Origin of the sequence: Anaeromyxobacter dehalogenans 2CP-C, from assembly GCF_000013385.1 — a bacterium.
Lineage (GTDB): Bacteria > Myxococcota > Myxococcia > Myxococcales > Anaeromyxobacteraceae > Anaeromyxobacter > Anaeromyxobacter dehalogenans_B.
In genome coordinates this window covers 4520100-4538902 of sequence record NC_007760.1, presented here as the reverse complement: position 1 = coordinate 4538902, position 18803 = coordinate 4520100, and the positions used below count along the sequence as shown (strand labels likewise).

General features: G+C 75.7%; 14 protein-coding genes. 3 read left to right on the top strand and 11 right to left on the bottom strand.

The annotated features are described in order from the left end of the window. Positions 1-19: 19 nt before the first annotated feature. The 3 genes from ADEH_RS20305 to ADEH_RS20295 form a co-directional block, all read right to left on the bottom strand. Positions 20-1072: a homoserine dehydrogenase gene (locus tag ADEH_RS20305; RefSeq protein ID WP_011422977.1), complete on the bottom strand. Its 1053-nt coding sequence runs from the start codon at positions 1070-1072 to the stop codon at positions 20-22. Between the two features lie 50 nt (positions 1073-1122). Further along, positions 1123-3438, bottom strand: coding sequence for an NADP-dependent malic enzyme (locus tag ADEH_RS20300; protein WP_011422976.1), 2316 nt, complete (start codon positions 3436-3438; stop codon positions 1123-1125). A 288-nt stretch (positions 3439-3726) separates the two neighbouring features. Beyond that, positions 3727-4689 carry an Fpg/Nei family DNA glycosylase gene (locus tag ADEH_RS20295; protein ID WP_011422975.1) on the bottom strand — a complete coding sequence of 321 codons (963 nt, stop codon included), beginning with the start codon at positions 4687-4689 and terminating at the stop codon, positions 3727-3729. Between the two features lie 108 nt (positions 4690-4797). On the opposite strand from ADEH_RS20295, the gene ADEH_RS20290 reads away from it, so the two are divergent. From ADEH_RS20290 to ADEH_RS20280, 3 genes are read left to right on the top strand one after another with little or no spacing between them, the layout of a single operon-like run. Continuing rightward, positions 4798-5058: a hypothetical protein gene (locus ADEH_RS20290; RefSeq protein ID WP_041453731.1), complete on the top strand. Its 261-nt coding sequence runs from the start codon at positions 4798-4800 to the stop codon at positions 5056-5058. Between the two features lie 3 nt (positions 5059-5061). Then, complete coding sequence (locus tag ADEH_RS20285) at positions 5062-6537, top strand: amidase (RefSeq protein WP_011422974.1); 1476 nt, start codon at positions 5062-5064, stop codon at positions 6535-6537. 26 nt (positions 6538-6563) lie between these two features. Next, positions 6564-7310: a lysophospholipid acyltransferase family protein gene (locus ADEH_RS20280; RefSeq protein WP_232287360.1), complete on the top strand. Its 747-nt coding sequence runs from the start codon at positions 6564-6566 to the stop codon at positions 7308-7310. 6 nt (positions 7311-7316) lie between these two features. Here ADEH_RS20280 and ADEH_RS20275 read toward each other — a convergent pair whose 3' ends face one another. Genes ADEH_RS20275 through ADEH_RS20240 form a run of 8 tightly spaced genes read right to left on the bottom strand, consistent with a single transcriptional unit; the run spans position 7317 to position 18735 of the window. Next, the gene (locus ADEH_RS20275) at positions 7317-8288 is read right to left on the bottom strand and encodes a WYL domain-containing protein (RefSeq protein ID WP_011422972.1); all 972 of its coding nucleotides are present in this window, start codon (positions 8286-8288) and stop codon (positions 7317-7319) included. After that, complete coding sequence (locus ADEH_RS22675) at positions 8285-9322, bottom strand: helix-turn-helix transcriptional regulator (protein ID WP_011422971.1); 1038 nt, start codon at positions 9320-9322, stop codon at positions 8285-8287. The genes ADEH_RS20275 and ADEH_RS22675 overlap by 4 nt, the downstream gene beginning before the upstream one ends. A 57-nt stretch (positions 9323-9379) precedes the next feature. After that, the gene (locus tag ADEH_RS20265) at positions 9380-10660 is read right to left on the bottom strand and encodes a DNA recombination protein RmuC (RefSeq protein WP_011422970.1); all 1281 of its coding nucleotides are present in this window, start codon (positions 10658-10660) and stop codon (positions 9380-9382) included. Positions 10661-10704: 44 nt separating this feature from the next. After that, positions 10705-12093, bottom strand: coding sequence for an MFS transporter (locus ADEH_RS20260; protein ID WP_011422969.1), 1389 nt, complete (start codon positions 12091-12093; stop codon positions 10705-10707). Then, positions 12090-14519 carry an efflux RND transporter permease subunit gene (locus tag ADEH_RS20255; protein WP_011422968.1) on the bottom strand — a complete coding sequence of 810 codons (2430 nt, stop codon included), beginning with the start codon at positions 14517-14519 and terminating at the stop codon, positions 12090-12092. Before ADEH_RS20255 ends, ADEH_RS20260 begins: the two co-directional genes overlap by 4 nt. Continuing rightward, complete coding sequence (locus tag ADEH_RS20250; RefSeq protein WP_011422967.1) at positions 14516-15586, bottom strand: WD40/YVTN/BNR-like repeat-containing protein; 1071 nt, start codon at positions 15584-15586, stop codon at positions 14516-14518. Before ADEH_RS20250 ends, ADEH_RS20255 begins: the two co-directional genes overlap by 4 nt. Further along, a complete protein-coding gene (locus tag ADEH_RS20245) occupies positions 15586-16932 on the bottom strand; it encodes a DUF1329 domain-containing protein (RefSeq protein ID WP_011422966.1) in 1347 nt (448 codons plus the stop codon). The genes ADEH_RS20250 and ADEH_RS20245 overlap by 1 nt, the downstream gene beginning before the upstream one ends. 18 nt (positions 16933-16950) lie before the next feature. Next, positions 16951-18735: a DUF1302 domain-containing protein gene (locus tag ADEH_RS20240; RefSeq protein WP_011422965.1), complete on the bottom strand. Its 1785-nt coding sequence runs from the start codon at positions 18733-18735 to the stop codon at positions 16951-16953. Positions 18736-18803: the final 68 nt, after the last annotated feature.

The following is an 18803-nucleotide window of genomic DNA, read 5'->3' as shown; positions in this document are numbered from 1 at the left end:
GCGCCGCGCTGCTGAGCGATCAGCGGCGCCGGCGTCCGCGGGCGATCGCCACCAGGTCGGACAGGATCGCGTAGGCGGTCTGGTCCACCCCGCCGGTCCCCTCCCAGATCCCGATCTCGCGCATGAGGTCGGTCTCGAGGACGAGCACGCCGTCCGCGCCCCGCGAGACGAGCACGTCGCCGTCCGCGACCTCCTCCGGCCCCACGCTCACCCGCACCGCGCGGCCGTCGCGACGCGCCCGCGCGATGAGCCGGAGCACCGCCCCGCGCCCGCGGGCGGCGCGGACGTCCCCGGGCCCCAGGCCCGTGATGCCTCGCCGCTCGACCGCGGCGGGCCGCACGTCCGCGCCCATGAGCGCGTTCGCGAGCGCGCAGGCCTTCACCGCCGCGTCCCAGCCCTCGAGGTCGTGGCGCGGGTCGGCCTCGGCCACCCCGGCGCGCTGCGCCTCCGCGAGCGCCGCCTCGAAGCTCGCCCCCGCCTCCATGCCGGCGAGCACGCGGGTGGTGGTGCTGTTGAGCAGGCCGCGGAACCCGAGGATCCGTGCGCCGGGCAGGCAGCGCTCCACCAGGTTGAACACCGGCGTCCCGTCGAGCACCGCGCCCTCGTGCAGGAAGCGCACGCCGTTCCGGGCCGCGAGGCGCACCAGCCGCGCGCGGGCGTGCGCCACCGGTCCCTTGTTCGCCGTGACGACGTGCAGCCCGCGCCCCAGCGCGGCGCGGGCCAGCGAGGTGGCCGGCTCGCCGGTGGCGGGCGCGAGCGGGGTCAGCTCCACCAGCACGTCGGCGGGCGCGCGGCGGACGAGGTCGAGCGCCGAGGCGACCGGCGGCCCGCGGTGGAGCGCGTCCAGGGAGCCGCCGCCGCGCACCAGCCGCAGCGCGCGCCGGAGCGGCAGCCCGCGCGCGTCGATCGCGGCCCCGTGACGGTTCGTGAAGATGGCCGTGACGAGCGGCGCGGCGCCCTCGGCGCGGAGCGCGCGGCCGTACGGGCCGGGGAGCAGCTCGGCGAAGGTGCGACCGACGTTGCCGAAGCCGGCGAGCGCGAGGCGGAGCGGGCGGGGGGCGGCGCGGGACATGGCGGGGGAGGGTGGTCCGGCCTCCCCCGCCTGTCAAATTCCGCCTTTGCCTAGAACAGGAACTGATCGCCCTGCGCGCGCAGCGCGGTGATGGCCGCGAGGTTCACGATCGACTGCACCGAGCAGCCCATCTGCAGGCAGTTCACCGGCTTGTGCATGCCGAGCAGCACCGGCCCGATCACCTCGGCGCCGCCCACGTTCTCGAGCAGCTGGTAGGCGATGTTCGCCGAGTCGAGGTTCGGGAAGACGAACACGTTCGCGTCCTCCTTGAGCGTCGAGAACGGGAACTCGGGCACGCGGACGTCGCCGTTGGTCGCGATCGCGACCTGGATCTCGCCCTCGACCTCCAGGTCCGGGCGGCGCTGGCGCACCAGCGCCGCGGCGTCGCGCATCTTCTGGGGGCTGTCGCCGCCCGCGGAGCCGAACGTGGAGTAGGAGAGCATCGCCACCCGCGGCGTGACCTCGAAGTAGCGGGCCAGGTCGCTGGTGGTGATGGCGATCTCGGCCAGCTCGTCGGCGTCCGGGTCGATGTTCACGGTGCAGTCGGCGAAGAACTTGAAGTCGTGCTTCGTGACCACGATGTACACGCCGGCGGCGCGCTTGCCGGCGCGGGTGCGCACCACCTCGAGCGAGGGGCGGACCGCGTCGGCGTAGCCGCTGGTCAGGCCGGTGACGAGCCCGTCCACCTCGCCCAGCTCGAGCATCACCGCGCCGAAGTAGTTGCGCGTGCGGATGCGCCGGCGCGCCTCCTCCACCGTGATGCCGCGGCGCTGGCGCAGCTCCCAGTACCGCGCCACGTAGCGCGCGAACTCGGGGCTGTCCATCGGGTCGATGATCGTCACGCCGTCGAGGTCGTCGAGCCGCTGGTCGGCGATGGAGCGGCGGATCGCCTCCACCGGCCCGAGCAGCACCGGCTCGCAGATCGCCTCCTCGCGGAGGATCTCGGCGGCCTGCTGGATCTTCGGGTGGTGGCCCTCGGGGAAGACGATGCGGGCGAGCTTCTTCTTCGCCTTGGTGAAGATCGAGCCCATCACCTGGTGCGAGCGGCTCTGCATCTTGCGCAGCCGGTCGCGGTACTCGTCCATGTCGATCTTCACGCGGGCGACGCCGCCGTCGATGGCGGCCTGCGCCACCGCCGGCGCGACCCACAGCAGCACGCGCGGGTCGAGCGGCTTCGGGATGATGTAGTCGCGGCCGAAGCGGAACTTCTCGCCGGCGTAGGCGCGCGACACCGAGTCCGGCACGTCCTGCTTGGCCAGCTCGGCGAGCGCCTTCGCGGCGGCCATCTTCATGTCCTCGGTGATCGCCTTGGCGCGGACGTCGAGCGCGCCGCGGAAGATGTAGGGGAAGCCGAGGACGTTGTTGACCTGGTTCGGGAAGTCGGAGCGCCCGGTCGCCATGATGACGTCCTCGCGCGCCGCCTTCGCCTCCGGGTAGTCGATCTCGGGGTCGGGGTTCGCGAGCGCGAAGACGATGGGGTCCTTCGCCATCGACTTCACCATCTCCTGCGTCACCATGCCCTTGGTCGAGCAGCCCAGCAGCACGTCGGCGCCCTTCAGCGCGTCGGCGAGCGTCCGGCACTTCGTCTCGGCGGCGAACTCCGCCTTCCACTCGTTCATGCCCTCGGCGCGCCCGCGGTAGATGACGCCCTTGGTGTCCACCATGATGACGTTCTCGCGCCGCACGCCGAGCGTCAGGTAGAACTTGGTGCAGGCGATGGCGGAGGCGCCGGCGCCGGACACCACCACGCGCACGTCGCCGATCTTCTTGCCCGCGATCTCCAGCGCGTTCAGCAGGGCGGCGCCGGAGATGATGGCGGTGCCGTGCTGGTCGTCGTGGAAGACCGGGATCTGCATCTCCTTCTTCAGGCGCGCCTCGATGACGAAGCACTCCGGCGCCTTGATGTCCTCGAGGTTGATGCCGCCGAAGGTGGGCTCGAGCGCCTTCACCACCGTGCAGAACTTGTCGATCTCGAGCGCGTCCACGTTGATGTCGAACACGTCCACGTCGGCGAACTTCTTGAACAGGACGCCCTTGCCCTCCATGACCGGCTTGCCGGCGGCCGGCCCGATGTTGCCGAGGCCGAGCACCGCGGTGCCGTTGGAGACCACCGCGACCAGGTTTCCACGCGCCGTGTACAGGTACGAGGCGTCGGGATCCTTCTCGATCTCGAGGCACGGCTCGGCGACGCCCGGGCTGTAGGCGAGCGCGAGATCGCGCGCGGTCGCGCACGGCTTGGTGGGGACGACCTCGATCTTCCCCTTGCGGCCGGACGAGTGGTACGCGAGCGCGTCCTCGCGGCGGATCTTCTTCTTCGCGACGGGGGACGACGGAGGGTTCTGCGGGGGCGTGAAGTCGGAGGCCATGATCTCCTCGGTGCGGCGGTAGGAGTCGACGAGCTTGATTTGGGGCCGACGAGGAAATCCCAAAATAAATCCGCTGTCAATGAGACGCAGATCAATTGGTGCATCTTTTGCAATCTGTCGCGACCCGCATCGCCCGAGGTGCGCCGACGCATTGCCGCAGTGCGTCTCGGACGCAGCCGCCCCCACCTGATTGCAGGCACTTCCGCGCGGTCGGCCGCTCGGCTCCCGGCCCGCGGGTGCGTCGCGCGCGTGGCACCGTGCGCGTGGGACTCGACGCAGGCGCGGGCTTCAGCGCGTCCGGCGGCGCGGCGCCTTCGGCGCTGAGGCGGCGGGCTCCGGCGCGGGCCGGAGGCCGAGCGCCGGGTTGCGCTCCAGCTCGTCCACGGTCCGCGGCCAGTCCTGCTTCAGCAGGCGGGCGAGGGACCGGTCGGAGAGGATCTGCCCGCCGGTCTGGCAGCGCGGGCAGTAGTTCACCTCGTTCTCGGCGCGGACGATCCGCTGCACCGCGGTGCCGCACACCGGGCACGGCTGCCGGTGGCGCCCGTGCACGGCCATGCCCTCGCGGAAGGCGGTGACGCCCTCCGGGAAGCCGCTCCCCGCCGCCTCGCGCAGCCGCGCCGTCCAGCCGGCGAGCACCTCGCGCGTGGCCTCGAGCAGGCGCGCCACCTCGGCGTCGCCGAGCCGCGAGGTCAGCGCGACCGGCGAGAGCCGCGCGCGGTGCAGGATCTCGTCCGAGTACGCGTTGCCGATGCCGGAGAAGAGCGAGGGATCGGTGAGCGCGCGCTTGAGCGTGTGGTTCTCGCGCCGGAGCGCGGCGGCGAACGCGGCGAGGTCCGCCCCGAGCGGCTCGAGGCCGCCGCGGTCGAGCGCGGCGAGCGCCGCGGCGCCGCGCACCAGGTGCAGCGCGGCGCGGCGCTTCGTGCCGGCCTCGGTGAGGACGAGCGTGCCGTTCGGGAAGTCGAACGCCGCCAGCCCCGCCTTCCCCGGGAGCCGCGCGCCGGGGTCCTTCCAGTGGAGGCGTCCGGCGATCATGAGGTGCAGCGCCAGGAACAGGTCGCCGTCGAGCGCCAGCACCACGCGCTTCCCCTGCCGCCGCACCGCGGCGACGCGCCGCCCCTCCGCCTCGGCGAGCGGCGGGTCGGCGGAGCGGAGCAGGAAGGGGTTCCCCAGCCGGATGCGCTCCAGCGGCTGACCCAGCACCCGCGCGGCGAGCGCCTCGACGTAGACCTCGATGTCCGGGAGCTCCGGCACCGCAGGATCCTGCCTCGGCGCCGGCCCGGCGGCCAGGCCGTCTCCGCCCCCCGCCCGACCGGGCACCGCCGCCCCGCCGCGCCCCCGAAATCTGCTAGAGACAGCCGCATGCCCAGCTCCAAGCACCCGCAGGGCACCGCCCGCCGCGACTTCCTGCGCGTCCTCGCGCTCGCGCCCGCCGCCGTCGCGGCCGGGTGCGCCACCGCGCGCTCCGGCGCGCCCCCCGCCGCCGCCGCGCCCGCGGCCGCCCCGCCCGCGCCGGCCCCCGCGCCCGACGAGGCCACCGCCGCCATCCGCGCCTTCCCGCTGCCGGCCGCGGCCGAGCCGGCCTTCGTCTTCCGCGCCGCCCCGGCGCGCCCGCGCGAGTAGCCCATGGCCCTCGACGACGACGTCCTCTTCTCCGGCGTGGCGGCGCTCTCGCGCCGCATCCAGGCGCGCGAGCTCTCCCCGGTGGAGCTGGCCGAGGCGTACCTCGCCCGCATCGACGCGCTCGGCCCCGCGCTCGGCTGCTTCGTCACCGTGACCCGCGAGCGCGCGCTCGCCGACGCTCGGGCCGCCGAGGCGGACCTCGCCGCCGGGCGCTGGCGCGGGCCGCTCCACGGCGTGCCCTACGGCCTGAAGGACCTGGTGGACACCGCCGGCATCCGGACGACCTTCGGCGCGCGCCCGTACGCGGACCGCGTGCCCGAGCACGACGCGACCGTGGCCCGGCGGCTCGCCGAGGCGGGCGGCGTGCTGCTCGGGAAGCTCTCGATGATCGAGCTGGCCGGCGGGCTCGGCTACCACACCGGCGAGGCGGCGCTGAACGGGCCCTGCCGCACGCCCTGGGACCCGACGCGCTGGGCGGGCGGCTCGTCGTCGGGCGCCGGCTCGGCCGTGGCCGCGGGGCTCGTGCCGTTCGCGATCGGCTCGGAGACCTGGGGCTCCATCACCTGCCCCGCCGCGTTCTGCGGCGTGACCGGCCTCCGCCCCACCTACGGCGTGCTCTCCCGCGCCGGCGCCATGGCGCTCTCGTACACGCTCGACAAGCTCGGCCCGATGGCGCGGACCGCAGAGGACTGCGCGCTCGTGCTCGGCGTGCTCTCCGGCGCCGACCCCCGCGACCCGACCTCGATCGCGCCGCCGCCGGGGCTCGGCAACGGCAAGGTGCGCGGCGGGATCCCGCGGGGCCTGCGGGTGGCGGTGCTCGGCTTCCCGGAGAAGCCCGCGGTCGCGCCCGGCGTGCGCGCCGCGTACGAGGCGGCGCAGGCGGTGCTGCGCGACGGGGGCGCGATCCTCACCCCGGCGGCGCTGCCCGACCTGCCCTACGAGCCGCTCGCGTCGCTCTTCATCGAGGCGGAGGCGGCGACCGCGTTCGAGGAGCTGATCCGCTCCGGCCGCACCCGCGAGCTGGCCGACCGCTCCCACGCGACCCGCAAGCCCGACGACTACCTGCCCAAGGGCAACCCGTCCGACTACGTCCGCGCCATGCGCGTGCGCGGCGAGGTGCAGCGCGCGCTGGCCGGGTTCTTCGCCCGCCACGACCTCGTGCTCGCGCCGAACCTCCCGTACCCACCGCCGCGCGTCACCGAGAACTTCGACGCGATGTTCGCGTTCCCGGACCTCCTCGGCGCCGCCGGCAACCTGGCCGGCCTGCCGGCGGTGGCGCTGCCCATGGGCTTCGTGGACGGGCTCCCGGTGTCCATGCAGCTCGTGGGCGCGCCGCTCGAGGAGGCGCGGGTGCTCGCCGCGGCGGCGCTGTTCCAGTCGCGCACCGACCACCACCTGGCCCGGCCGAAGCTGGCCCGCCCGTCGCCGCCCTCGGCCCGCGAGGGCGGGCGCCCCTCCCACGCGGTGACGATCCGATGACGTCCGCCCGGCAGGATGCGATCCCCGTGCCCCGGCTCTCCCGCTCCGTGTACGTGCCGATCGCCGCGGTCGGCTACGTCTTCGTCATCCTGATCCTCGTCCTGGCGCTGCCGATCCAGGCGGTGCTCCTCGCGCTCACCCTCGCCTTCGACCGGAACCGCGTGGTGGCCGGCCGCTTCCTGCGCTTCGTGGGCGTCGCCATCACGAAGACGTTCCCGCCCTGGCGGCTCAAGCTCGAGGGGCGCTGGCCGGGCGCCGGGCCGTACGTGGTGGTCGCGAACCACCAGTCGATGCTCGACATCCTGCTGCTCTCGCGGATGCCTCGGGAGATGAAGTGGGTCGCCAAGGAGGAGCTGTTCAAGATCCCCTGGGTCGGCACCATGCTGCGCATGACCGGCGACATCCCGGTGCGCCGCGGCGACCCGGAGAGCGGCGGCGAGGCGCTCGGGAAGGCGAAGGGCTACCTCGCGCGCGGCATGAACGTGATGATGTTCCCGGAGGGCACGCGCAGCGCCAAGGGGCGCATGCTCCCGTTCAAGTCCGGCGCGTTCCGCCTGGCCATCGAGGCGGGCGTGCCGGTGCTGCCGGTGGCGGTGTCCGGCACCGCGCACGGGATGCCGAAGGGCGGGCCGTGGGTGCGCCCCTGCCGCGGCACCGCGCGGATCCTCGCGCCGGTGAGCGTCGAGGGGATGAAGCCGGAGGACGCGCCCAAGCTCCGCGACGTGGTGCGCGCGCGGATCGAGGAGGCGCTGGCGACGCTGCCGCCCGCCTAGCCGCGGCTACCCCTCGGCGTACGTCGCGGCGAGCTCGGCGACGCGCGCCCGGAGCGCCTCGCGCACGTCCGGCGGCGACTCCACCGTCGCCGCGCCGCCCCAGCCCAGCACCGCGCCCGCGAGGTAGTTGCCGGGCGTGACCCGCTGCACCACCGACACCGAGCCGTCGCCGTGCTCGCGGACGCGCAGCGCCGGGTTCGAGCGCGCCACGCGCGCGGCGACGCCGGTGAGCCGGAGCGTCACGTCGCGCTCCGCGCCGGACTCGAAGTAGAGCCGCCCCGCGTAGCGCGCGAGCGACGCCCGGTGCGGGCCGAAGACGCGCGTCCCGCTGGTCACCGAGGCGATCCGGTCGAGCCGGTACAGGTGCTCGTGCGCCTTCTCCACGTTCCACGCGGCCAGGTACCACTGGCCGTCGCGGTGGAACAGCGCGCGGGGCTCCACCGTGCGACGCGCCACCGCCCCGTCGCCCACGGCGCGGTACTCCAGCACCACCTCCAGCCGCGCGGCGATGGCCTCGCGGAGCGCGGAAGCCCACGGCCCGGTGGGCGCGAGCACCACGTCGAGCCCGCGCACGAGCTGCTCGGCCTCGGGGCGGAGCGGCTCGGGGATGGCCTTGCGCAGCTTGCGGACGGCCTCGCGCACCGGCTTGCCGGCGGTCTCCTCGAACGGCGCGAGCGCGGCGAGCAGCACCGCGCCCTCGGCGAGCGACAGCGCCACGGGCCGGCCCAGCTCGTGCGCGTACATCAGGTGGACCTCGCCGTCCGCGACGTCCAGCGAGACCAGGTCCTCGGCGCGCTCCGGGTCCACCCAGAGCGAGCGGATGCTCTCGACGTCGGCGAGCAGCTCGGCCACGCTGCGCGCGCCGGTCACCGCGACGGCGCGATCGAGCGGCACGCCGCGCCCCTGGCGCGCGGCGCGCGCCGCCACCGGGACGAGGAGCAGCAGCCGGCGGAGCGACTTCAGGTAGGGATCGCTCACGGCGCCCTCCCGTCCAGCGCGGCGGCGAGCGTGGCGAGCATCTCGCGCGCCATGGCCCGGCCCTCGGCCGGCTCGAGCAGCTCGGCCTCGGGGCCCCACGCCAGCGCCTGCCGCACCAGCCCGCGCAGGTTGCGCACCTCGAGCCGCGCGACCCGCCCGCCGTCCGCGTCCGGGCTCAGCCGCGCCGCGGGCAGGAGCTGGCCGGCCACGCGCGCCAGCGAGCCGCGGAAGCGGACCGCCGCCTCGCGCGGCGGGTGGACGTCGTAGTCCCAGATCTGCTGGCGGGTCCAGCGCCGGACGTCGAAGCCGGCGGGGACGCGGTACGGGTCCCGGCGGCGCGCGTCCACCTTCAGCGCGCACACGCGCGACAGGTAGAACACGCGCTCCGCGTCGCGCAGGTGGCAGTGGCCGGCGAAGATCCACTCGCCCCGCCGGCGGCCCCAGCCGTACACGTCCACGTCGCGGCGCACCACCTCGCCGGTCGCGATGCGCAGGTAGTCGAGCGTCACGGTGCGGCGGCGCTCCCACGCGTCCACCAGCTTGTCGAGCAGCGCCCCGGAGGCCGGCGCGCCCTCGGCGGCCAGCTCCTCCGTGGCCGCGGCGCGCGGCGGGAGCCCCTTCGCGCCGACCAGGAGCTTGCGGAGCGCGCTCTCCAGCTCGTCGCGCAGCGGGTGATCCGAGGCGCGCAGCGCCGACACGCCCGCGGTCCACACCACCGCGGCCTCGTCCGGCGCGAGCTCCAGCGGCGGCAGCGCCGAGGCGCGCGCGTCGATGAGGTACGCGACCTGGTCGTCCGCCGCCGGCACGTCCTCGCGGTCGAGCACGAACCCGAGCCGCTCGAGATCGCGCTTGTCGCGCGAGAACTTCTTCTCCTTCGCGGCCGGGCTCCCGGCGTAGTCGTCCGGGAACGCCTCGTAGATGCGCCGGCGCGACACCGGGCCGGGCTCGGAGAGGATGAACGTGGCGAGGCCGAGCAGCCGCGCCTGCGCGCTGGAGCCGCGGTTCGCGGGCGGCCGGGTTCGGGCGGTCGGCATGGACCCGCAGTCTACCGCCTGGGCGGCGCCGGGTCGCGCGGGCGGCGGTGGCGCGGGCTACGCCGGCACGTCGTCCTCCACCGGCTCGACCGCGGCGTCGAGCGCGGGAAGGTGCACCGCGGCCTCGGCGGCGGGGAGCGCCTCCACGTCGCGGAGCTGCCGCTGGATGGCCCGGCTGCGGGTGGCCACCGTGCCGAGCGTGGTGGAGGCCTCCTGGAGCTTCTTGTCCACCTTCTCGATCACCTGCCCGAACTTGCCGAACTCGGTCTTCACCGCGCTGAGCACCTGCCACACCTCGCTCGAGCGCTTCTGGATGGCGAGCGTGCGGAAGCCCATCTGCAGGCTGTTGAGCAGCGCCGCCAGCGTGGTCGGGCCGGCCACCACCACCTTGAGGTCGCGCTGCAGCGCCTCCGTGAGCCCGGGCCGGCGGACCACCTCGGCGTAGAGCCCCTCGGTCGGCAGGTACAGCAGCGCGAAGTCGGTGGTGGCGGGCGGCGCGATGTACTTGTCGTGGATGTCGCGGGCGCAGCCGCGGATGCGCACCTCGAGCGCCCGGCTCGCCTCCTCGACGCGGGCGGCGTCGCCGCGCTCCGACGCGTCCACCAGGCGCTGGTAGTCCTCGATGGGGAACTTCGCGTCGATGGGCAGCAGCACCTCGGTGCGCGCGCCGTCGTGGCCGGGGAGCCGGATCGCGAACTCGACCCGCTCCCCCGAGCCGGGGCGCGTGGCGACGTTCTTCGCGAGCTGCTCCGGGGCGAGGAGCTGCTCGAGAAGCGCCTCGAGCTGCACCTCGCCGAACGTGCCGCGCACCTTCACGTTCGCGAGCACGCGCTTCAGGTCGCCCACCCCGTTCGCGAGCGTCTGCATCTCGCCCAGGCCGCGCTGCACCGCCTCGAGGCGTTCGCTCACCAGCCGGAACGACTCGCCCAGGCGCTTCTCCAGCGTCCCCTGCAGCTTCTCGTCCACGGTGGCGCGCATCTGCTCGAGGCGCGCGCCGTTGTCCTCCTGCAGCACCTTCAGCCGCTGCTCCACCGTGGCGCGCAGCGCGTCCAGCCGCCGCTCGGTGGCCTCGCCCATCCGGCCCAGCGACTCGCCCAGCGAGGCGCGGACCTCCTCGCGGAGCCGCTGCGTCCCCTGCGCCGCCTCGGCGCGCCCGCGCCCCAGCTCCTCGCGCAGCGTCCGCTCCAGGCGCTCCTGCCCGCGCTCGACCGCGTCGAGCCGGTCGGCGAGCAGCGCGCGCACCGCCGCGGCCACGCGCGGCGGCACCAGCGCGACCAGCGCCGCCACCGCGGCGGCGACCGCGAGCGCGGCGACGAGGATCGGGACGAGGGCGTTCATCGGGGCTCCCCCGGGCGCACCGATCGCGCCCGAACGCCCCGAGGCTAGCACCCGCGGCGGACATCGCCGCCGCGCGGCGGAGGCGCCGCGCCCACGCCCGGCGCCGCCCGGCGAAGCGCGAGCATGACGAGCGCGGAGACCACGGCCGGCACCGCGGCGGCCTGGAACACCGCCTGCGCGCCGCCGCCGCCCGCCAGGATCGCGCCCGCCACCAGCGGGCCGAGGAAGCCGCCCAGCCGGCCCACGCCGAGCCCGGCGCCGATGCCGGTGGAGCGGAGGTCGGTCGGGTAGAACGTCGCGGCGAGCGCGTTGAGGCCGGGCTGGCCGCCCTGCACCGCCCAGCCCACGGCGAACGCGACGGCGAGGAGCGCCGCGAGCGGGAGGCCGGGGCGGCCGAGCACGAGCAGGCACGCCGCGGCCGTCGCGAAGCAGCTCGCCAGCACCGGTACGAAGCCGAGCCGCTGGAGCACGAGGCCCAGCACCACCGTGCCGACGAGCCCGCCGAGCTGCACCGCGGTGCCGGCCCAGACCGCGGTCGCGGTGGAGAGGCCCGCCTCGCGCACGAGCGTCGGCAGCCAGCTCGCCACCGCGTAGATGACGATCATGTTCGCGAAGTTCGCGAGCCACAGCAGGACCGTGGCGGTGGCGCGCCCGCCGCGGAGCAGCTCGAGGAGCACGAACCCGCGGCGCGGGGCCTCGCGAACGGTGTAGCGGACGCCCGGGCCCTCCGGCGCGCCCGGCGCGGCGCGCCGCAGCCAGCGCGCCAGCTCCGCCGGCCGGCGCCCGGAGACCGCCAGGAGCTGCAGCGACTCCGGCAGCCAGCGCGCCATGGGCGGGAGCAGGACGAGCGGGATGGCGCCGCCGATCCAGAACGGCGCGCGCCAGCCGTACGCGGGGACGAGCCACGCCGACAGCGCGCCTGCCGCGACCGCGCCCACCATGAAGCCGTTCGTCACGATCATCATGGTCGCGACGCGGTTCCGGCGCGGCGCGTACTCGCCCACCAGCGCGGTTGCGTTCGGCATGATGGCGCCGAGGCCGAGGCCGGCCAGGAACCGGGCCGCGAGCAGCGCGGGCATGGAGCCGGCGGCGGCGGTGGCGAGCGTGAAGACCCCGAACGCCGCGGTCGCGCCGATCAGCACCGGGCGGCGGCCGATCCGGTCGGCCGCCATGCCGGCCAGGATCGAGCCGAGGAACAGCCCCAGCAGGCCGGCGCCGAACACCGGCCCGAGCCGGGCGATGGGCAGCCCCCAGTCGCGCGCCAGCGCCGGCGCGGCGTAGCCCATGGCCTGCAGGTCGAACCCGTCCATCACCAGGCATCCACCCAGCACCGCGAACGCGCCCAGGTGGAAGCGCCCGAGCCGCCCCGCGTCCACGAGGTCCGTGACGTTCACGCTCCGGGAACCCGTGGCGCCGTCCGGCAGGGCGGTCATCGGGCGGGGACCTCTCGGAGGAGGAGCCGGGAGAGCGCCGGCACGAGCGCCACCGCGGCGACCATGTTCCCGAGGAACATGAACGTGAGCAGGATGCCCATGTCGGCCTGGAGCCGGAGCGGCGAGAACGCCCAGGTGACGACGCCCGCCGCGAGCGTCACCGCCACGAGCACCACCGGCCGCCCGGTGAAGCGGAGCGCGCGCCGGTGCGCCTCGCCGAGCGGCGCGCCGGCGCGCTGGTGCGCGAGCTGGACCGAGAGCAGGTAGAGCGCGAAGTCGGGGATGCCCACGCCGAGCGCGATGACCGGGAGCGTGGCGATGGTCATGCCGATGCCCAGCCACGCCATCACCGCCTGGCACAGCACCGCGGTGGTGGCGAGCGGCACCACGGTCACGACCACCGCCCGCCAGCTCCGGAACACGAGCAGGCAGAGCGCCACCACCGCCGCGAACACGCACGCGGTCATGCGCGGCTGCGCCGCGCGGACGGCGAGGTTGGTGGCGGCCTCCACGCCGGCGTTCCCGGCCGCGAGCAGGAAGGCGCGGCCCGGCGCGGCGTGGTCGCGCGCGAACCCGTCCGCGGCGGCCACCACGCGGTCGAGCGTGTCGGCGCGGTGGTCGGACAGGTACGCCAGCACCGGCATGACCGTGCACTCGGGGTCGAACAGGTCGGGGTTGCGCGTCCCCGCCGCCTCGGCCGCGCCGCCCAGGATCCGCGGATCGCGCGAGAGCGTCAGCCACTTCGGGCTCCCCTCGAACGAGCCCGCCGTGATCTGCCGGACCGCGTCGGCGAGCGAGGCGGTGGCCTGCACGCCCGGGACCTGCCGCAGCGCCCAGCCCAGCCGGTCGGCCTCGACGAGCGTCTCCCAGGAGGTGCAGCCCTCGGGCGGCGTCTCGACCATCACCGCGAACACGTCGCTCGACGCGCCGTAGTGGGCCGCGAGGTAGGCGTCGTCCTGGTTGTACCGGGCGTCGGCGCGCAGCTCCGGCGCGCCGGGCTGCGTCGAGCCGATCGGCACGTCGCGTCCGGCGGCGAGCCCCACCGCCACCAGCGCCGCGGCCACGGTCAGGATCCCCGCCGCCCAGCGCGGCTCGGTGAAGCGGTCCACCAGGCGCCACGCGCCCCCGGGCCCCGCGCCGCCCGCCTCGCCGCGGAGGCTGCGCAGCGCCGCGGCGCCGCTCACGCCGGTGTACGAGAGCAGCACCGGCAGGAGCACGAGGTTCGTGACGATGAGGACGCCCACGCCCACCGTGGCGGTGAGCGCGAGCTGCCGGATGGCCGGGACGTCCACCAGCGCCAGCACCGAGAACCCGACCGCGTCGGTGAGGAGCGCGGTCAAGCCGGCCAGGAACAGCCGGCGGAACGTCCGGCGGGCCGCGAGCCGCCGGTCGGCGCCGCGCCCCACGTCCTGCAGCACGCCGTTCATCTTCTGTGTGCCGTGCGACACGCCCATCGCGAAGATCAGGAACGGCACCAGCACCGAGAACGGGTCGAGCGGCACGCCCAGCAGGGAGACGATGCCGAGCTGCCAGACCAGCGCCACGCCCGAGCAGGCCAGCACGAGCGCCGTGCTCCGGACGCAGCGCGAGGAGAGCCACAGGATGGCGGCCGCGATGGCGGCGGCCACGCCGAACCAGGCGCCGACCGCCACGGTGCCGTCGAGGATCGCGCCCACCCGCTTCGCGAACCCGACGATGCGCACGCGCACCGGCCCGTCGCCCCTCGGCCCCTCGAGGCGCAGCCGCAGCGCCTCCAGCTCCGCCGACAGCGCGCGGTAGTCGAGCCCGGCGCCGGTGACCGGGTCGCGGTCGAGCAGCGGCACCTGCACCGCGCTGGACCGCTCGTCGAGCGCGACCAGCGTCCCGGCCAGCCCGGCCCGGCGCACGTTCCGCCGCAGCGCCGCGATCGCCTCGGGCGAGCCGTCGGCCGGGTCCGGCATCACCGGGCCGCCCCGGAAGCCCTCCTCGGTCACCTCGGTCCACCGGACCGACGGCGTCCAGAGCGACTTCACCCACGGTCGATCCACGCCCGGCATGAGGAAGAGCGTGTCGCTCACGTCGCGGAGCGCCTCGAGGTACGCCGGGTCCCAGACGTCGCCGCGGACGTTCTCCACCACCACGACGAGGTTGTTGCCCAGGCCGCGCAGCCGGTCGGCGCGGGCGCGGGAGGCCTGCACGAACGGGTGGGAGGCGGGCGTGATCCGGTCCAGGTCGGCGCTCACCACGTGGCGCGTCGCGGCCGCGGTCCCGAGCGCGAGCGTGACGAGCGCCGCGGCGACCACCAGCGCGGCGCGGTGGTCGAACACCAGCCGCTCGAGCCAGCTCCCCTCGGCGGGGTCGAACGGCTCGGGCGCGCCGCGCGAAAGCGCGTCCACGGCCGCGTCCGGGCGTTCGCGCCCCGGCTCGCGCGCGCTCGCCCGCCTCATGGCGCCTCGCGCGGGCGCGGCAGCGCCACCACCCGCACGCCCTCCGCGCCGGCCACGGCCAGCGCGCCGTCGCCCGCCGGCGCGACCGCGAACGCGGGCGCGAGCACCGCGCCGCGCGCCGAGACGCGCTCGAACGTGGCGCCGCCGTCCGCCGACACGAGCAGCTCCCCGGAGACGGCCGCGAGCGCGAGGCGCCCGTCGGGCAGCGCCGTGCCGCCGGCGAGCGTCGCCTCGACGCCCGCCTCGACCGCCTGCCAGGGCCCGCCGTCCACGCTGCGGAGCACGGTCCCCCGCAGCCCGAACGCGAGCAGCGCGCGGCCGACGCTCGCCAGGCCGAACAGGCTGCCGCCGTACGGGATCGCCACCGCGCGGAAGCGCCCGGCGGCGCGGTCGAGCCGCAGGAGCAGGCCCTGCTCGCCGGCGAGGTACAGCGTCCCGCGCGCCTCGAGGAGCGCGTGCAGGTGGAGCGCGCGCGGGTTCTCGATCCGGTCGAGGCAGGGCGTCCAGCTCCGCCCGCCGTCGCCGGTGGCGAGCGCGAGGCCGAACGCCCCCACCGCGAAGCCCTCGCGGCCGGCCTGGTCCATCCACACGTCGAGGAGCGGCTGGTCGGGGCCGCGCGCGGCGAGGTCGCGCGCCTGGGCGAGCGCCGCCGGCGCGATCCGCCCGGCGCCGTCCCGCGCCCATGCGTCCAGCAGCCGCGCCAGCCCGCGGCCGTCGAGCCGCCGCTCCCAGCGCGCGCCGCCGTCCTCGGTCGCGAGCACCACGCCGCCGTGGCCCACCGCCCAGCCGAGCCGCGGCGACGCGAAGCGCACCGCGGTGAGGTCCTCGCTCACCGGCACCGCCGCCTGCGTCCAGCGCGCGCCGCCGTCGTCGGAGAAGACCGCCAGCCCGCGCTCGCCGACCGCCACCAGGCGCTCGCCCGCGCGGGCCACCGAGAGCAGCGGCCGCCGCGCCGCGAGCGCGCTCGGGCCGGCGGGCTGGTCGAGCGGATCCACGAACCCCGCCGCGGCGGCGGGGGACGCCGCGAGGAGCAGGCCCAGCGCCGCGACGTGGGCCCGGCCGCGCATCAGCGCAGGCCCGATCCCGCGAGCGCGTCCGGCGACCACTCGGCGTCGCCCGGGCAGGCGCCGGTGCGGATCCAGCCGTCCTTGCCGGGCCAGCTGTTGATGCCGTAGCCGCCGGTGGCGAGGTCGTAGTGCAGGAACGCGTCGGCCCACATGGCCGGCACGTCGTAGCTCGGCGCCATGAACGCGATCCCCACGCGCCAGAGCTGCCCGCGGGCGTCGTACTGATCGCTGGTCAGGATCGCCCAGCTGTCCTCGTCGAGGTAGAACACCCGCCGCGCGTACACGTGGCGCTTGCCGGGCTTCAGCCGCGCGTCCACCACCCACACCCGGTGCAGCTCCCAGCGGAACAGGTCGGGGTTCGCGAAGTGCTTGCGGAAGAGCTCCTCCGGCCGCGCCTGGTAGGCGGCGCGGTAGACGTTGTACGGGACGTAGATCTCCTTCTTCCCCACCAGCGTGAAGTCGAAGCGGTCCATGGCGCCGTTGAACAGCAGCGCGTCGTCGAAGGTCTGCGCGCCGGAGGTGGCGGCGTTCGGGGTGTCGTAGGCGAGGTCGGGCGCGAGGCGCACGCGCCGCTGGCCGGGCAGGTACTGCCAGGAGCGGCGGCCGCGCTCCAGGTAGTCGATCGGGTCCACCAGGATGAAGCCCTCGCCGGCGCGGCGCGCGGGCGCCTCGTACTGGATGCGGAAGCGGAAGTACACGTTGGGTGACTGGGTCTTCTCGGTCCAGTACGGGTAGTCCTCGATCACGCGCGCGGTGCTGGCGTGGGTCAGCCGGCCCGACGCCTCCATGCGGTAGGCGGAGATCCGCTTGTGGAGGCACAGCCCGTTGAAGCGCACGAGGTGGTTCCACATCGCCTCGTTGCCGGTCTTCGGGATGGGGAACGGGTACGCCGCGCGGACGCCGGCGACCGAGAGGCCGCCGTGGGTGGTGTGGGCCGACGTCGCGGCCCGCACGGTCTGCTCGGTCACGAACGGCGGGAACGCGGCCGTGCGGTGGGTGGGGTAGACGTCCATCCGGAAGCCGGGGTAGCGCGCGAGGAGCGCCTTCGCGCCCTCGGAGAGCCGGTCGGCGTGGCGGGCGGCGCTGGCGGCGTCGATGGAGAAGAGCGGGCGCTCCGCCGCGAACGGGTCGGGGCGGCTGCCGCTGCCCGCGACGAAGCCGGGCGGCGGCGTCGTGAGGCCGCCCGTGTACGGCGGGATGGCGCCGTCCGCGCTGCCGGCCCGCTCCGCGCCGAGCGCGGTGAGCGTCGTCCCGAGCTGCCGCGCCTCCTCCGGCGAGAGCGCCGGGGCGGCCGCGGGGAGCACCGCCGCCAGCAGCGCCGCGCACACCCGTTCACGCACCGTCATGGCATCCTCCTGGACGTCCTAGAACGTGGTCTTCGCGGTGAGCGTCACGTTCCCGCGGCTCTTCAGGAGCGCGGGCAGCCCGTTCGCCGTGGTGATGGTGGCGCCGCCGTTCGTCTTCCCGAACCAGTCCGCGTAGCGCAGCTCCACGCGGTAGCGGCTCCGCAGGTCGAGGCCGGCGCCGGCGGTCCAGCTCCCGGAGGCCTGGTTCCCGCCCTGGCCCACCGGCGAGTTCCCGCGGACCGTCCACGAGACCGTCACCGGCACGTACAGGTCGGCGCCCGAGGCGACGCGGAACCAGGTGGGCGTGAGGCTCGCGCCCAGGCCCAGGTGGCCACGCGTGGCGCAGCCGTCGTCGCGGGTGCGGGCGAGGCCGTTCTGCACCAGCACCGGATCCGGCCGGCACACGCCGTAGCCCTCGCCGTAGAACAGGTCCTCGTTGTCGGTCACGGCCAGCCTTCGGCTGAAGGTGAGCTCGAGCGCCCAGGCGGCGCTCGAGAAGGCGCGGCCGCCGGGCACGACGCCCAGCAGGTTGACGAGGCCGTGCAGGGTGTCCCCGCGCGCCTGGTACGAGCTGCCGATCTTGCGCGGCAGGCCGTGCGGGAACATCGCGGCCTCGAGCGGCGGCGCCGGGGCGACCGCGAACGCGGGCGACTGCGCCACGAGCGGCATGCCGTGCCGCCACGAGACCTCGGCGCCCACGCTCACCCCGAGCACCTGCTTCGCGAGGCTCGCGCCGACGAGGCCCACGTCGGCGCCGTAGTACTGCTGGTAGCGGAACGGCGAGGGGAGCTCCGGGCTGAGCGGCCCCTGCGCGCCGGGGTTCCGGGTGAGCAGCACCGCGGCGAACTTGTCGGTGAAGCGCCGGTAGTAGAGCCCGAGCGTGCCGTCGAGCCAGGACGGCGCCCAGCGCAGCGCCACCCCGGCGTCGCCCGCCTGCCGCGGCCAGTTCACGCCGCCGTTCACCATGTACGCGCCGTTGCGGTACAGGCCGTCCGGTCCGTCGTAGGTCGCGTCGGAGGCGCCCAGGAACGTGCCGCCCTCCGGGTACAGGAACGGCTGCCACTCGAGGAACACCTGGGCGGCGAGGGAGAGGGTGGGGGTGAGCTGGGCCTGCGCGGAGACGCTGGCGAGCGGCCGGAACAGCTCCTTCGGCTCGGCCCCGGGGTTCGCGAACGCCTTCTGCAGGTCGAGCGGCATCTGCGCGTAGGCCACCGAGTGCGTGAGCCCCGCCTGCATGAGCGACTCGCCCCAGTACACGGTGTGCCGGCCCGCCTTCACCGACACCGGGACGCCGCCGGCCCGGAGCTGCGCGAACGCGAACGCGTCGAGCAGCTCGCCCCACGGGCCGTGGTAGCGGCGGCGCACCACCTCGGTGAAGTCGTCGTCCAGATAGGAGCCGGGGATCCCCTGCGCCACCACCCGCGGGCTGCGCGTCGCGCGGTCGTGCACGTAGCCCTGGTCGTACCAGCCGGCCGCGCTGGCGCGGAAGCCGACGCGGCGCCGCCAGGAGGCGTCGAGCTCGGCGAGCACGTCGAGCCGGTTGGTGGTGAGGTCGCCCCGGGAGACGCTGTTCTCGCCCGCGGTGAAGGCCGGGTTGTCGCCGAGCCGGCGGCTCACGCCGTCGGTGCGCAGGCCGAGGTTGTAGCGGAGCGTGGTGTCGAGGCGGAGCTCGAGGTCGGGGACGCCGAGGTCGAGGTCGGTCGCGGTCGCCGGCGCGGGCGGGCCGAGCAGCGCGAGGGCCGCGACGACGAGGCTCCAGGACGGCGAACGGACGGCGCGCAGGGCGACGGGCCGACGAGCCATGGTGATCTCCCCCTGGGCGAGCACCGTAGCCCTCACTCCGGTCGGGGGAATTGATCCGGAGTAAACGC

What these genes read in the sequence shown, in the direction of transcription:
- ADEH_RS20240 (WP_011422965.1), bottom strand. Translation starts at nt 18,735, where the DNA reads ATGGCTCGTCGGCCCGTCGCCCTGCGCGCCGTCCGTTCGCCGTCCTGG.
- ADEH_RS20255 (WP_011422968.1), bottom strand. Translation starts at nt 14,519, where the DNA reads ATGAGGCGGGCGAGCGCGCGCGAGCCGGGGCGCGAACGCCCGGACGCG.
- ADEH_RS20260 (WP_011422969.1), bottom strand. Translation starts at nt 12,093, where the DNA reads ATGACCGCCCTGCCGGACGGCGCCACGGGTTCCCGGAGCGTGAACGTC.
- ADEH_RS20265 (WP_011422970.1), bottom strand. Translation starts at nt 10,660, where the DNA reads ATGAACGCCCTCGTCCCGATCCTCGTCGCCGCGCTCGCGGTCGCCGCC.
- ADEH_RS20300 (WP_011422976.1), bottom strand. Translation starts at nt 3,438, where the DNA reads ATGGCCTCCGACTTCACGCCCCCGCAGAACCCTCCGTCGTCCCCCGTC.
- ADEH_RS20285 (WP_011422974.1), top strand. Translation starts at nt 5,062, where the DNA reads ATGGCCCTCGACGACGACGTCCTCTTCTCCGGCGTGGCGGCGCTCTCG.
- ADEH_RS22675 (WP_011422971.1), bottom strand. Translation starts at nt 9,322, where the DNA reads ATGCCGACCGCCCGAACCCGGCCGCCCGCGAACCGCGGCTCCAGCGCG.
- ADEH_RS20245 (WP_011422966.1), bottom strand. Translation starts at nt 16,932, where the DNA reads ATGACGGTGCGTGAACGGGTGTGCGCGGCGCTGCTGGCGGCGGTGCTC.
- ADEH_RS20305 (WP_011422977.1), bottom strand. Translation starts at nt 1,072, where the DNA reads ATGTCCCGCGCCGCCCCCCGCCCGCTCCGCCTCGCGCTCGCCGGCTTC.
- ADEH_RS20250 (WP_011422967.1), bottom strand. Translation starts at nt 15,586, where the DNA reads ATGCGCGGCCGGGCCCACGTCGCGGCGCTGGGCCTGCTCCTCGCGGCG.
- ADEH_RS20290 (WP_041453731.1), top strand. Translation starts at nt 4,798, where the DNA reads ATGCCCAGCTCCAAGCACCCGCAGGGCACCGCCCGCCGCGACTTCCTG.